This window comes from Streptomyces sp. NPDC093064, assembly GCF_044754605.1.
GTDB lineage: Bacteria > Actinomycetota > Actinomycetes > Streptomycetales > Streptomycetaceae > Streptomyces.
Window position 1 is genome coordinate 44,084 of record NZ_JBIVPK010000018.1, and the last position, 14,195, is coordinate 58,278.

Consider the following 14,195-nt stretch of genomic DNA (forward strand, 5'->3'; position numbering starts at 1 on the left):
ACAGTGCGGCACCCTGCGGCCGCTCCCTGAACCGATCTTCGAACCGGGCCGCCTCGACATGCATCGACATGACCGACTTGGCGGCCTCTTCCACGAGTACGCACATCCAGCCCGACCGAAGCGCTACGACCCCTGGGAAGACCGAGCACGGTGAGGTTGTACTGGACAGCAGCAAAGCACAGCAACCGCCGCGACCGCAGCCCACCAGCGTCACCCGCCAGCGAACATCTGATCAGCCGGACAGACCTCAGCGACCGCGCCGCCGGTAGTTCGCATCGAGGGGGCGCGTGAGCGTGTAACTGCGGGACAAAGCCGACGAACAGTGGCGGACAGCCGCTCGCCACCGCAGCGGCGGTCCCGGCACTCGCGTGGACCACCGCTGCGGCGACGACAGAGAAGCTCGCCTCACTGCCACGTCACCAGCTGACAACCGAGGCCCGTCCGATGCAGGCGCGTCGACTCGACGACCGGTCGGCCGGGGCTGTCCGACCGGCCGCCCGGTCAGCCCCTCCTGTTCGCGAACACAGCGGCGGCTAGCCGCGGTGCCGCGAATTCCGTACCGCACGTGAACCGCAGCAGCGGTCCGAAGGTCGCCGCCGCCTGGATGCCGGTGAAGTACAGGCCGGGCACGGACGACTGCAGTCCGGCGTCCAAGGCCGGGAACCCGCCCGTACGTGCCAGTTCGCACCGCTCCTCGGGAGCGACGAAGTCCAGCGCGTCCAGACGGACCCGGTAACCGGTGGCGGCCAACACGTGGGCAGTCTCGATCGTGCGGGTCCGCCCATCGCCGTCCCGGGTCGTCAGGGTGACACCGTCACCATCGCGCTGGGCTCCGATGACCTGCTGCCCCAGGTGCACCGGCACCACCCCGTCCACGCGCGGCTTGAGCCACCAGGAACCGAACGGCCCCAGCACTCGCCGCACCAGCCGCAGCCGGGTGGCCTTGGGCAGGAAACGGAAAGCCGCCGCCTGATGGACAAACGCGTACAGGCCCCAGGACCGCCCGAGAGGGGTGTCCGGCTGCCAGTGCGGCGGAGGCGTCGGCCCAGCCCCGAACACCAACTGGTCCGTGCGGGCGACGAGCTGGACACGTGCCCCGGCCTCGTGCAGCAGCGCCGCGCTCTCTTGCGCGGACTGCCCAGCACCGACGACGACCACGTCCCGGCCGGCAAACTTCCCGAGGTCGGCGTGCTGAGAGCTGTGCGAGACCAACCCTTCAGGGACGAGGGCGGACAGCGGTTCGGGCACGTACGCGAATCCGTCCAGGCCGCTGGCTACGACAACGGCCGCCGCCCGCAACTCCTCACCGGAGGTGAGCTTGAGATGGAAACCGTCGACCTGACGGTCGACCCCGAGCACCCGGACGTCTTCCACTTCTGGCACCCACTGTTCGGCGAACCACCGCCCGTAGCGGACGAACACCTCGACCGGCACAGGATCGTGTCCGGTCAGCCGGGTCTCCCCGGTCTGCCGGCAATAGTCGTCCAACGTGAACCCTTGCTTCGGTGCGGACAGCACCGACGCGCTCGGCGGCGACTTCAGCAGCATGCCCGCGGGCATGTTCTCGGCCCAGCTCGCCATCGGCGAGCCGAAGACCCTGACGTGCAGGCCGCGCGCCTTGAGATGCGCAGCAGTGGACAGGCCATAAGGGCCCGCCCCGATCACGACGACCGTCGTGGACATGTAATTCCTCCTTGAGGTAGCCCGCGAGGCAGCCCCGTAAAGTGCGAACTCTGGCCCGTGAGCGGATGTGCAGCCGGCCGCCCGATCAAGGACACGAGGTGTCTACGACCGGCCTTCAGGCGGCTGTGCAGGGCATGCCGAGAGGGGGCCTCTACGTACGACGCAGTCCGCCAGCATGAGCTCATGCGGGGAAGCGCGTGCGGGTCCGGAGAGTGGGAGTGCCGTCGCGGGTGCGATGACCGGGATTTCGGCGCCGAGACGCGGGAAGAGCATGCTCCACAACCAGGCACACAGGGAGCGCAGTTCAGTCGCTGCCGTCCGGAGCAGGATGAAGCTGCCGTCGTGTGCGCCGTGCAGCAGGAAGGCAATCAGCACCGTCATGGCGACATGGGCCATCACCATGAGCCAGGCCCCGGACAACCGGTCGTACGCGGGCACTGCGTTCGCGGTGAACCAGCACACTCCGAGCACCTGCGTGCCCAAGGCCAGCCCCAACTGACTTGTGATGAGGCTCGGTCGACCAGAGGCAGGAACGGCGAGGGCGAAGAGAAGCCCGGCCAGGACCCCACGGTCGGCCCAGGATGGCGAGACGTCGAACACGACGTGGTGTCCCGCGACCGCCAGCACGGTGCCCGTCACCGAGAACACGCTCGCCCGGGCAGCCGCAACCCCACCGAGGCCGGCACTCGGCCGGAACGTCGCATTCGGGACAGAAAGGTCGAAGTCTCCATGACCCCACCCATCATACGGGGTTGAGTCAACGCAACGTAACTGACCCGCAACCGTACGTGAAGAACCTGTACTCAGCGGCATCCAATTGCTGCTGCAGAGCGGCTTCTGGTTCTCCGTGCCCCTGCTCACGGTGTTGCTGGCCTCGCTGATGCAGCGGTTCCCGACCACAGGGAAGGGGCTGATCGCCATCCGCGCACAAGGTGGAGCGGATCGGCGCGGGAGCCCCATGCGGCTCAGCGCTGGAGCCACTTCACCTCGTACGCCTTCATTTCGAACCTCTTGCCGTCAACCTGCGCGCTGATCGCACGGTCGAGGGTGTTCACCACGAGGACGACCTTGTCGGTGGCGAGGACCCGGACCTTGGGGACGTCGTCCTTGGCCACCGGCACCGTCCGGTGCTCGGTGCCCGAGGGAAACTCCTTGCCGAACCGGGAGACCAGGTCGTACATGGGCAGCGCCTTGCCGCCGCCCGCGGTGTCGGTCGGCGTCCAGAGGCAGCCCGGGCAGTCGGTGCCCTTCTCCACCTCCGGGTTCCAGTAGAAACCCGAGGAGGCACCGCCCTTGACCATCGCGATCATCCCGGTGGCTTGCACGGCGACACGGTGGTCCTCCGTCCAGCCCTTGCGGTCGCCGTTGCCGTCGGCGGGCTCCACGTAGTACTCGGCCCACCACAGCGGCAGATCGTGGGTCTGCTTCCGCGCCCAGGAACCGACGGCGGTGAACTTGTCGGTGGCGGCGAACTCGTCGGGCAGCAGGTCGCCGTCCTTGGTGTAGCTGGGGCCGTCCACGACGACGAAGTCGGCGCCCACCTTGTTCTTGCTCCAGTAGGCGAAGGCGTCGAGGGCCTGCTGCTCCATGGCACCCCAGGTGCCGCGCAGCGCCGTGGAGGCGTCCTGTTTCCGCCGCGGGTCGACGCTGTCCATGACGAGGTACGGGCCACCCACCATGATCTTGGGGTTGACCTGCTTGAGCGCCTTGTATACGAGGTTGTACAGCTTGGTGTAGCCCTCGTAGTCCCAGCGGGCCTTGGAGTTGTTCCAGAAGCCCTTGAACTCGTTCCAGACGATGAAGTGGCGTACGTCCGGATAGCGTTTGGCGACGGTGGCGGCGAGGGTGGCGAAGTCCTTGAAGTGATCCGGCGTCGGGGCGGTCTCCAGGGCGGACTGGCTCCAATCGGTATTGTCGGCGCCCGCCTGGCCGCCCTTCATCCAGTCCGGGGCGCAGCACAGCGTCACGACCGGCGTGCCGCCCGACTTACGTATGAAGTCGATACGGTGGTCCATCCCCTTGAAGTCGTAACGGCCCTTGACCGGCTCAGGATTGCCCACGCCCCACCCCATGATGTGCTGGTTCTCCGGCATCCCCCTCCCGGAGAGCAGGTCCTCGACGTGCGTGGTGGCGGTGCCGCTGGCCTCGTCGGCACTGTACTGCGTGTGCGTGAAGCCCCAGCCGACATCCGGTTTCGTCTGTTCGGGCGGAGTGGCCGACGTCAGCATCGCCGACGCCACCGCAGCTGCGGCCAACGCCACCAACCGCCCCGTGCGAGTGTTTCGAGTTGTGTTTGTCCTTTTTTCTCGCACCGCTGCTCCGTCTTTCTCCCACAAAGGTGAATGCTTGCCTGCGAACGCAAGAAGGAACGCGAATACCGGGCTTCAGAGGAATCGCGAACCAAATGAGCGCCGGGCCTCAGCGCTCTTGATCGCTGAACACCCTAGCGCTCGACCTGTACGCGCTCTTTGACTGTTCGTTGGCGTGTCGCAGCCATTTCTCCAGCCCGCGCGGCAGCAACGTATTAGGTCTTCGGCACTCCTCGAATTGGGGGGCAGATTTGCTCCTTATGACCGCCGAACGAGGTGCGATTCTCACCGCCGGCTCTTTTTCCGCGATCACTAATTCAAGATGGAAGCCAACTTCCTGAAAGAGATCACGACCGGCGAGTGGACTGGCACGATGCAAGGACTTCGACCAGGCCGAGCAGGCGATCTTCCAATGGGTCACGTGGTACGGCGAGGAACGGCTCCACTCCGCCCTCGACTACCTACCGCCTGCTGAATACGAACACGACCACTGTCGGAAGTCGGAGCAAGCCCCGCGGCCCGCCTGAAACAAGATCACCGGACTCCACGAAACTCGGGGCACTGGAGCAGGCCGATGCGCGGCCGGACATCCTGGCAGTCGCCCGGCTCGACCCTCAGGACCTGCGTGAGCACTACAAGCGGCTGAAGCTCGCTGACGCGGACGCCGTGGTGCTGTCGCCGTGCGTGCAGATGCCGTCGCTGCCGGCGAACCGGCCGGTCGAGGGCGAGTTGGGACTGCCGGTGCTGTCGGCGGCGACCGCCACAGCCGCTCCGCAACCCCAACCGCGGATTCGACGCCGTCGTGATCGGGGCGCCGCAACGCACCTTCTACGGCAACCAGTTCGGCAACACCTTCCTCGTCTTCGTCCACTTCCGCATCCCCCTGTGGGTCCCGGAGGTCGGCGGGCCGATCGACCCGGACAACGAGGCCCACGACCTCGTCATGTCCGTCTTCGGCGGCATGAGCAAGGGAGAACACAACCGCATCAAGATCCGGGTCCGCACCGCCATGAGCTCCCAGGCCAAGCTCCAGGGCCGCTACCTCGGCGGACGACCGCCCTACGGCTACCGGATCACCGACGCCGGCCCCCACCCCAGCAGGGCGCCGTGCGCGCCATCCTCCTCAATCCCCGCTACACCGGCTATATGGGCCAGCAGGCACGAGCTGGAAAGCGAGGCGGACGCCCCTACGCCCTGCGCGGGAGGGTCCGGTGCAGCCTGTGCGGACGCAAGATGCAGCCGGCCACCATCCGAAGCCACGTCTACTACCGCTGTGAATTCAAAGAGGAGGAAGCCGCCGTCCACCCCGGCGTCGCCCACCCACGCACAGTCAACCTGCGCGAAGACCTCGTGTGCCAGGCCCTCGACCAGTGGATCGCCCGCGCCTTCGCCTCCGACCGGCTCACCGCCACCATCGAAGCGCTCACCCTCGCAAGCGTTGCAGCAAGCACCGCAGGGGGTCGCACACCCGAGCAGGCCCAAGCAGGCCAGGTGATCAAGGACTGTGAGCGCCGCCTACGCCCGCTACCAAGCCGCCCTCGAAACTGGAGCCGACCCAGCCGTTGTCACCCAGTGGATCAACGAGGCACAACGCGACAAGGAAGCCGCGCAAACAAAGCTCGACGCCCTACCCGCCGTCCCCCGGAAGCCGGAACCGCACCTCACCGTCGTCCAAGCGATCGCTGAGAGGCTCGAAGGCATCGCACAGCGCATCCAGGCCGTCGACGCCGATAAGAAAGGCTGCCTCCACGAAGCCCTCGACGTCACCATCACCCACCACAACGCAACAAGGACCCCGGCCATAAGGCCGAGGTCCCACGCGATGGTGTCCAAGGGGGGAGTTGACCGCTGACGACACGCTCGCGGTGGCGCAAGGACGGCTCTGGTGAACACGGTCCACCCGCCCGGACAGGTGGCGCGAGGCGAGGACATTGCTCACACGCCGGCTCCACGCGTACCCGGGCCGCCATGCCGGTGTGGTCCGCGGGTCGGGCCCGCGGACTTCGGGGGCCGGTGGTCCTGTCCCTACGCCGTCGCTCTCGCCTCCGTGCCCAGTTCGCGTCGGGCGCGGGCGGCGGCGCCGACCGGGACGGCGTCGGAGGCCAGGCCGGCCTGGACCAGGCGGACGGGGTGGCCGCTGACCGGGGGGTCGACGGCGAGGGCGGACAGGATGACGGGCTCCAGCAGGGGCCAGGCGCGGCTGACGCCGCCGCCGACGACCACCGTGGTGATGTCGACGACGCCCGCCGTGATGACGATCGCGCGGGCGATGCCCGCTCCCGCGGCGCGGTACACCGCGAGAGCGTCCTCGTCGCCGTGGGCGGCGGCCTCGGCGACTTCGCGGGCGGTGAGGCGGTGGCCGGTGCGGTCGGCGTAACGAGCCCCGATGGAGCGGCCGGAGGCCAACGTTTCCAGGTGGCCTCGGCCGCCGCAGGAGCAGGGCAGGTCACCGAAGCCGGGGATGTGCCCGATCTCGCCGGCCGCGCCGTGCGGACCCGCGTACAGGGCGCCGTTGGTCCACAGAGCGCCGCCGACGCCGGTCCCCAGGGTCATGCCGAGGACGTCGGCCTCGCCGCGCACCGCTCCGCCGCAGACCTCCCCGTAGAGGAAGGCGTTGACGTCGTTGTCCAGGAAGGCCGGGACGCCGAGGGCCTCCTCGACGGCGGCGGTGACGGCGAAGCCGGCCCAGCCGCGGAAGGAGTCGCTTGCGACCAGGATGCGGCCGTTCGCGGAGTCCACCACCCCGGCGGCGCCGATTCCGGCGCCCACCAGGCGGCCCGGGGTGCGGGCCAGCAGCGGGGCGAGCGCGTCGAGCGCGGCGCCGACCATGGCCCGGCCGCCCTCGAGCGCCGGAGTGGCGGCCTCCGCGCGGTCGAGGACGGTCAGGTCGTCCGAGCAGACCACCACCTGGGTGGTGGTGCCGCCGATGTCGATGCCGGCGAACAGCGGCCGGAGGGTGGTGGGAATGGCAGGGTCCTGCGGGGTGTAGGGAAAGAGAAGAGGTCCGGTCACGCCTGGGCCTCCGTACGGCCGGCCGCGAGGGTGGCCAGGCGTTCGGCCCTGCGGCCCCGCTGCACCACCGGGTCGGGCACCGGCACGGCGGCCAGCAGACGGCGTGTGTAGTCGGTCTCCGGATGCAGCAGGGTCGTCCCGGTGGAGCCCTGCTCCTCGATGCGGCCGGCGCGCATCACGACGACGCGCTGCGCGAAGTGCTGCACGACGGCGAGGTCATGGGAGACGAACAGGCAGGCGAAGCCGAGTTCGCCCTGGAGTTCGGTGATGACCTCCAGGACCGCTTCCTGCACGCTCACGTCGAGTGCGCTGGTGGGTTCGTCGGCGACCAGCAGCCGGGGTTCCAGGATCAGGGCTCGGGCCAAGCTGACCCGCTGGCGTTGTCCGCCGGAGAGTTCGCGGGGCGCGCGCCGGGCGAGTTCGCGTGGCAGCCGGACCCGGTCGAGGACGGCGGCGACCTTGGCCTGCCGGTCCTTGGCGGACAGGTCGCGACGGTGCACCCGGAGGGGTTCGGCGATGCACTCGCCGACGGTCATCCGGGCGTCGAGGGAGGCCACCGGGTCCTGGAGGACGACACCGATACCGGCCCGCAAGGCGCGGCGGGCCCGGGCGCGGGTGCGGCCGAGGTCGGCGCCGAACAGGGAGACGGTGCCGGAGGTGGGCGGGATCAGGCCGAGCGCGACCCGGGCGGCGGTGGACTTGCCGGAGCCGGACTCGCCGACCAGGCCCAGGGTCTCCGCCGGCCCGACCCGGAACGACACTCCGTCGAGGGCGCGTACGGCGGCCTTGCCGCGGCCGAACACCACGTTGATGTCACGCAGTTCGACCACCGCTTCGCCCTCGGGGCCGCCGGGCCCGGCAGGCGAGGCCGACGGCTCGGCCGCGGAACGGTTCGTCTGGGCCGGCACGGACGCGGCAAGCCGGCCGGTGCCGTCTGCGGCCTCGGCGACGGACAGCCGGGGCACGGCGGCCAGCAGGCGCCGGGTGTAGTCGTGGGCGGGGCGCAGCAGGACGTCCTCGACCGATCCGGTCTCCACGATCTCGCCGTGGTACATGACGGCAACCCGGTCCGCGAAGTCGGCGACGACGCCCATGTTGTGGGTGACGAGCAGCACGCCGGTGCCGGTCTCGACGGCGAGCCGGCGCAGCAGGTCGAGGATCTCGGCCTGCACGGTCACGTCGAGGGCGGTGGTCGGCTCGTCGGCGATGAGCAGGCCTGGCTCGTTGGCGATGGCCATGGCGATCACGACCCGCTGGCGCTGTCCGCCGGAGAGCTGGAACGGGTAGGCGTGGGCGCGCTTCTCCGGTTCGGGGATACCGACCCGGCGCAGCAGTTCGACGGCCTCGGCGGCGGCGTCCTTGGCGGACACCTCGCGGTGGTTGCGGATCACCTCGGTGATCTGCTTCCCGATCCGGGTGAGCGGGTCGAGCGCGGTGGCCGGCTCCTGGAACACCATGGAGACGGTCTTGCCGCGCAGCGCCGCGAGGCCGTTCTCCGATGCGCCGACGATCTGGGTGCCGGCGATGACGGCGCTGCCGGTGGCGCGGGCGTTCCCGGAGAGCAAGCCCATCGCGGCGAGCGCGATGGTCGACTTGCCGGAGCCGGACTCGCCGACCAGGGCCAGCGTCTCGCCCGGCTGGACCTGGAGGGACACGCTCCTGACCGCGGGTACGTCGCCGGTCTCGGTGGTGAAGACGACGCCGAGGTCGTCGAGTTCGAGGATCGGGCCGGACGCCGCAGTGCGGGCGGCGGAGCCCTTGGTGGTGGCGGTCATCCGCGTCCCCTCACATCGAATGCGTCGCGGAGTCCGTCCCCGATCGCGTTGAACGCCCACACCACCAGGATGATGGCCAGGCCGGGCGGCAGGATGAGCCACCAGTAGCCGGAGTAGGCGGCGGTGAGACCGGCGGAGAGCATGCCGCCCCAGTCGGTCTGCGGCGGCCGGACTCCCATGCCCAGATAGGAGACGTAGGCGACCAGCAGGATGGCGTCGGCGACCTGGAAGGTCGCGGCGACGATGATGGTGGAGACCGAGTTCGGCAGGATGTGACGCAGGATCGCCCGGGCGTGCGTGCCGCCGATGGCGCGCAGGGTCAGGACGTAGTCCCGGTTCTTCAGGGTCAGCGTCTCGGCGCGGACCAGCCGGGACGGCACCAGCCAGGACACCAGGCCCAGGATGACGACGAGACCGGTCAGGCCCGGCGTGGTGATGGCGGAGACCACCAGCAGGATGAACAGCGCGGGGATGGCGATGCCGGCGTCGACGATCCGCATCATCACGGCGTCGATCCAGCCACCCGCGTAACCGGCGGCGGCGCCCCACAGCGTGCCGATGACGGTGGCGAGGACGCCCGCGGCGACGCCGACGATCAGGGAGACCTTGCCGCCGTACATCAGCCGGCCCAGCTCGTCGTGGCCGACGGCGTCGGTGCCGAGCCAGTGCGCGCCGCTGGGGGCGAGGTTGACCTGCTGGAGCATGGTGTGGGTCTGGTCGGTGGAGTACACCAGCGGACCGGCGAAGCAGAACAGGAAGAAGAGGACCACGACGGCGAGTCCGACGACGGCCAGCTTGTTGCGCAGGAAGCGGCGGACGGCGAGTCGTGCGCCGGAGGCATCGCGCGGCTCGGCGGCCTTCGTCGGGGCCATGTCCGGCTGGATGACGGCGCTCATGCCCGGCCTGCCTTCACTCGGGGGTCGATGATCCGCTGGACGATGTCGGCGAGCAGGGTGCCGACGACGGTGGCGACGGCGATCACCAGGACGCAGCCCAGCAGGACCGGGTAGTCGGAGGACTGCGCCGCGGTCCAGAACAGCAGCCCCATGCCGGGGTAGTTGAAGAGCTGCTCGACGACCAGGGCACCGCCGAAGAGCACCGGCACGTAGTAGCCGAGCATGGCGACCACGGGCGTCAGCGAGTTGCGGAACACGTGCCGCCACAGGATGGCGCGGGCGCGGGAGCCGCCCGCCCTGGCCGTGCGGACATAGTCCTCGGAGAGGTTCTCCAGGGTGGCCGCCCGCATGTAGCGGCTGAACACCGCGATCATGGAGGCCGCGCCCGCGACCACCGGCAGTACCAGGGCCTGCGGTTCGGAGAACACCTGGCCCAGCGTCTCGCCCTGCGGAGCCTGCGACGGGAACCACGCCAGCCCCTGGCTGAAGACCAGCACCAGGATCAGCCCGAGGAAGTACACGGGCGTGGAGTAGGCGATGAAGCTCAGCGTGGTGATGACGTAGTCCACCGGCTTGTTGCGGCGCACGGCCTGCCACATGCCCATCGGGATGGCGAGGACGAGGCCGACGAGAGCCGACAGCACGGTGAGGACCAAGGTCTTCGGCAGCCGCTCGGTGATGAGCTGGGAGACCGGCTCGTTGAGGGTGTACGAGGTCCCGAGGTCCCCGTGCAGCAGTTGGCCGAGGTAGTAGAAATACTGCACGGGCAGGGGCTTGTCGAGGCCCTGTTCGTGGTTGAAGTGGGCGATCTGCTGTGCGGTGGCCTGCGGCCCGAGGATCCCGCGTGCGGGGCCTCCGGGCAACGCGTGCAGCAGGCCGAAGACGACGATCGTCACGATGACGATCACCGCGACGGCCTGGAGGACGCGTCTGATCAGGTACGAGGAAGTGCTCATGTGTTTTCCGGTCGCTTCGTCTCTGTGGTGCGCGCGAATGTCACCTGGACATGGACGTCACTGCGACGTGGGTGTCGGTGTGGCGGGTGCCGAAGTGGTGGGTTCCGGTGTGGCGCGGACGCGCGCGGGCCCCGGGCAGCCGGCCGGGTGCCGTCGGCCCGCGCGGGCACCGATCGGGCCTACTTGGTCCACTTCCACATGGCGGGGTGGAAGTTGGCGAGGGAGTCCTGGGCGAAGCCGCCGAGGCCGTCCTTGACCACGGAGATCTGGTAGTCGGGCTCCGGCAGCCAGATCACGGGAAGGTCCTTGGCGAGCGCGGCGCTGTACTTCTGCACCGCCTCGTTCGAGGAGGACGTGGTGGTCTCGGTGATCAGCTTGTCGACCTCGGCGTTGGAGTAGTTGCCGAAGTTGGAGCCGCCGCCGGTGGCGAAGAGCGAGTCACCGCTCGGGTAGGCGGGGAAGTACCAGCTGCCCGCGGTGCCGAAGAAGGACAGCTGCCACTTGCAGCTCGACTCGTCGGCGGTGCACTGGCCGGACTGCGACAGGACGGAGTTGACCGGGGCGGTCTTGATGCCGAACTTGATGCCGGTCTTCGCGAACGACGACTGCAGCGCGCTCATCATGTTGTCGGTCACGGTCGAGCCGGACTGGGACAGCACCTCCATCTCGAACTTGGTGCCCTTGTCGACGCCCGCGCCGCACTGGTTGTCGCCGGTGCCCGGGCTGTTGCACACCATGGTGTCGCCCTGCTGGGTCCAACCGTGGTCGGTGAGCAGCTTCTTCGCCTTGGCCGTGTCGAACGGGTACGGGTTGGTCTTCTGCTCCGGGGAGACGAAGGACGAGTCCTGGCCCTGCGGGATCGGGCCGTAGGTGGAGACGGCGGTGCCGTTGAAGACCACCTTGGAGAGGGTGGCCTGGTCCACCGACATCTGGATCGCCTGGCGGGCGTACAGCTGCTTGAACACCGGGCCCATGGCGGGGTTGTTGAAGTTGTACGGCATGTAGGTGATCGCCCAGCCGGTCCACGGCTTCACCGAGTAGCCCTTGGCCTTGAAGGACGACTCCTGGCTCAGGTCGGTGGCGTTGATGTAGCCGTAGTCGACGGTGCCGGCGCGGAGCGCGTTCTCCTCGGCGTCGGTGGTGGTGAACGGCAGCAGGTTGACGTTCTTGATGTTGGCCTTGCCGCCGCCGTCGTACTTCGCGTTGGCGGTCAGCTCGACCTTGCCCGCGGTGGAGAACGACTTGATGGTGTACGGGCCGCTGACCGTCTTCCACAGCGGGTCGGTCGCGTAGCCGGAGATCTTCTTGGCGGCGTTGTTGAGGTACGTCCAGACCTTCTTGGCGCCGGCGGCGGTGCGGTCCAGGTCGGAGACGGCGCCGGAGTCGCTGGTCTTGTCCCAGACGTGCTGCGGCATCGTGCGGATCATGCTCAGCTCGTTGGCGAGCATCCACTCCTGGTTGTACGCCTTGTCGAAGGTGATCGTGAAGTGCGTGTCGTCGATCGTCTTGAAGGAGGTCCAGTTGTCCGGTGCCTTGCCCGGGCTGTAGCTTGCCCAGTCCGCCTTGTTGGCCTTGACCAGGTTGAACCAGAACTCCACGTCGCGCGAGGTGATCTGCTTGCCGTCGCTCCAGTGACGATCGCCGAGGGTGATCGTCACGCTCTTGCTGTCAGCGGCGAACTTCGCGTCGGTGGCCAGCGAGTTGTCCTTGTTCCAGCCGACCTTGCCGGTGGAGCCGTCGTACGCGATCAGCGGCTCCCAGACGGCCTGGGATATGGAGGAGTTGTTGGTGTTCAGGTGCGAGGCGGTGCCGACCGGGAGGATCCAGTTCGGCGTGAAGTTCGCCGGGAGGGCGTAGTTGATGGTGTCCGACGACGCCGAGCCGGAGGACGACGAGGTACCGCCGCCGGAACAGCCGGTGAGCAGCGCGCCGGTGGTGACGGCGGCACCCGCGACGAGGGCCCAGCGGCGGCCGGCCGCCGTGTGAGCAAGGAACATGGCTCTCCTCAGAGTGAAAGGACCCGTCCCGGGAGACCGGGTCGGCGCCGCGGGGTCGGCGCTGTGTACGGCCGACAGTCAACGACGGACTCGCCGAACAAACAAACAAGAATTAGTAAAAAGTAAGTTTCTACAGTCTCGACAAAAGTCACATCCATCCATTCCAGGCGCCTCAGGCGGTGTCTATGCGTCAGTTTGAGGCGATTTCACTTGCATCGACACTCTCCACTTTCTTCATGGAGCTGTTCCCCGCCCGCCTGGACGGGCGTACTGTCTCCGTCACACCCACCATTGCGGAAGTTACTTCGTACATGACTGAAATAAGTGCACGGGACCGCAAGACCACCAAGGGCGTGTCCCCGAAGGGCACGGCCACCCTCGCCACGCGGGTCCTCGAACTCGTCGCCTCGGGCCAGGCGTCGTCCCGCGCCGAACTCGCGGAACTCCTCGGCACGGCCGCCTCCACCATCTCCCTCACCGTGGCTCAGTTGGTCGAGCGCGGGCTCATCGCCGAGGAGGGCACCCAGTCCTCCACCGGCGGCCGCCCCCGCAGGGTCCTCAGGGCGGGCAGCAACGACGAGTACGCCGTCGCCGCCGACGTCGGCGGCCGCCATGCCCGGATCGGTGTGGTGCTCCCGGGCGGCGGTGTCCGTGACGTCGCCAACGTCCCGTTCGAGGTCGCCGACGGTCCCGAGGCCGCCCTGCCGAGGCTCGTCGAGCACCTGGAGTCCCTCGCCGAGCAGCGTGGACGCGACCGGCTCCGGGGCGTCGGACTCTCACTGCCCGGGCCGGTGGACGTCGCCTCCGGCGCCGTCGTCCTGCCGTCCCGGATGCTCGGCTGGAACCGCTTCCCGGTCGCCGCTTGGCTGGAGGAGCGCTTCGGGGTCCCGGCTGCCGTCGACAACGACGCCAACTGCATGGCGGTCGGCGAGCAGAGCGTCAGGCCCGCCGAGCACCGGCAGTCGATCATGGTGAAGATCGGCTCGGCAATCGGTGCCGGCGTCATCGCCGACGGCCGCCTCTACCGGGGCGCCACCGGAGCCGCCGGCGACATCACCCACATCCGCATCGACGGCGGCGCCGACATCCCCTGCTCCTGCGGCAACACCGGCTGCCTGGAGACGGTGGCGTCCGGCGCCGCGCTCGTCCGCATCCTGCGCGAACGCGGTCTCGACGTCGCCAGCCCCGAGGACGTGGTACGGCTCGCCACCGACGCCGACCCGGAAGCCACCCGCGCCGTCCGCAGGGCAGGCGACCACCTCGGCCAGGTGCTCGCCGCCAACGTCAACTTCTTCAACCCGGACGCCGTCTACCTCGGCGGCATCCTCTCCACCCTCGAACCGTTCGTCGCCGCGGTGCGCAGCAAGCTCTACGAGAGCTGCCACCCGCTGGTGACCCAACACCTCACCATCGAGCGGGCCAGTCTCGGCGCCGACGCCGGCCTGGTCGGCGCCGGACTCTTCGCCCTGCAGCGTGCCCTGACCCGCGCCCTCGGCGACATCGGCCGCGCCACCCCCGGCGCCGACCAGCAGCACACCGCCGCGGGCCGCGGAGGGATCTGACGCCG

Annotated in this window: 11 protein-coding genes and 1 pseudogene; 4 read left to right on the top strand and 8 right to left on the bottom strand. The window is 69.0% G+C overall.

The window, feature by feature from the left end; genetic code table 11:
- Window positions 1-501: 501 nt before the first annotated feature.
- The 3 genes from ACIQFZ_RS22245 to ACIQFZ_RS22255 all read right to left on the bottom strand — a co-directional run bounded on the left by ACIQFZ_RS22245 (window position 502) and on the right by ACIQFZ_RS22255 (window position 3,911).
- Window positions 502-1,683: an FAD-dependent oxidoreductase gene (locus ACIQFZ_RS22245; protein WP_383058080.1), complete on the bottom strand. Its 1,182-nt coding sequence runs from the start codon at window positions 1,681-1,683 to the stop codon at window positions 502-504.
- Window positions 1,684-1,785: 102 nt separating this feature from the next.
- Window positions 1,786-2,322 carry a hypothetical protein gene (locus tag ACIQFZ_RS22250; protein ID WP_402691973.1) on the bottom strand — a complete coding sequence of 179 codons (537 nt, stop codon included), beginning with the start codon at window positions 2,320-2,322 and terminating at the stop codon, window positions 1,786-1,788.
- Window positions 2,323-2,648: 326 nt separating this feature from the next.
- On the bottom strand, window positions 2,649-3,911 hold the full coding sequence (locus ACIQFZ_RS22255; protein ID WP_402691974.1) for a xylan 1,4-beta-xylosidase: 1,263 nt from the start codon (window positions 3,909-3,911) through the stop codon (window positions 2,649-2,651).
- 446 nt (window positions 3,912-4,357) lie between these two features.
- On the opposite strand from ACIQFZ_RS22255, the gene ACIQFZ_RS22260 reads away from it, so the two are divergent.
- From ACIQFZ_RS22260 to ACIQFZ_RS22270, 3 genes and pseudogenes are all read left to right on the top strand, one after another.
- Complete coding sequence (locus ACIQFZ_RS22260) at window positions 4,358-4,519, top strand: integrase core domain-containing protein (protein WP_365779139.1); 162 nt, start codon at window positions 4,358-4,360, stop codon at window positions 4,517-4,519.
- Between the two features lie 706 nt (window positions 4,520-5,225).
- Window positions 5,226-5,294, top strand: a pseudogene (locus ACIQFZ_RS22265) (hypothetical protein); the annotation flags it as partial.
- Window positions 5,295-5,496: 202 nt separating this feature from the next.
- Window positions 5,497-5,844 (top strand): hypothetical protein, encoded by a 348-nt coding sequence (locus ACIQFZ_RS22270; RefSeq protein WP_402692004.1) that lies wholly within the window; start codon window positions 5,497-5,499, stop codon window positions 5,842-5,844.
- A 173-nt stretch (window positions 5,845-6,017) separates the two neighbouring features.
- Here the strand turns inward: ACIQFZ_RS22270 and ACIQFZ_RS22275 are convergent, their stop codons facing one another.
- The 5 genes from ACIQFZ_RS22275 to ACIQFZ_RS22295 form a co-directional block, all read right to left on the bottom strand.
- Window positions 6,018-6,938, bottom strand: coding sequence for an ROK family protein (locus ACIQFZ_RS22275; RefSeq protein ID WP_383058159.1), 921 nt, complete (start codon window positions 6,936-6,938; stop codon window positions 6,018-6,020).
- A gap of 62 nt (window positions 6,939-7,000) precedes the next feature.
- On the bottom strand, window positions 7,001-8,779 hold the full coding sequence (locus ACIQFZ_RS22280; protein ID WP_402691975.1) for a dipeptide ABC transporter ATP-binding protein: 1,779 nt from the start codon (window positions 8,777-8,779) through the stop codon (window positions 7,001-7,003).
- Complete coding sequence (locus tag ACIQFZ_RS22285) at window positions 8,776-9,675, bottom strand: ABC transporter permease (protein WP_365779127.1); 900 nt, start codon at window positions 9,673-9,675, stop codon at window positions 8,776-8,778. Before ACIQFZ_RS22285 ends, ACIQFZ_RS22280 begins: the two co-directional genes overlap by 4 nt.
- Window positions 9,672-10,631, bottom strand: a complete 960-nt coding sequence (locus ACIQFZ_RS22290) for an ABC transporter permease (RefSeq protein ID WP_365425012.1) — start codon at window positions 10,629-10,631, stop codon at window positions 9,672-9,674. Before ACIQFZ_RS22290 ends, ACIQFZ_RS22285 begins: the two co-directional genes overlap by 4 nt.
- Window positions 10,632-10,810: 179 nt before the next feature.
- Window positions 10,811-12,628, bottom strand: coding sequence for a peptide ABC transporter substrate-binding protein (locus ACIQFZ_RS22295; protein WP_365425013.1), 1,818 nt, complete (start codon window positions 12,626-12,628; stop codon window positions 10,811-10,813).
- A gap of 311 nt (window positions 12,629-12,939) precedes the next feature.
- Here ACIQFZ_RS22295 and ACIQFZ_RS22300 point away from each other — a divergent pair, with 311 nt between their 5' ends.
- Window positions 12,940-14,190 (top strand): ROK family protein, encoded by a 1,251-nt coding sequence (locus ACIQFZ_RS22300; protein WP_383058085.1) that lies wholly within the window; start codon window positions 12,940-12,942, stop codon window positions 14,188-14,190.
- The last annotated feature ends 5 nt before the right edge of the window (window positions 14,191-14,195 follow it).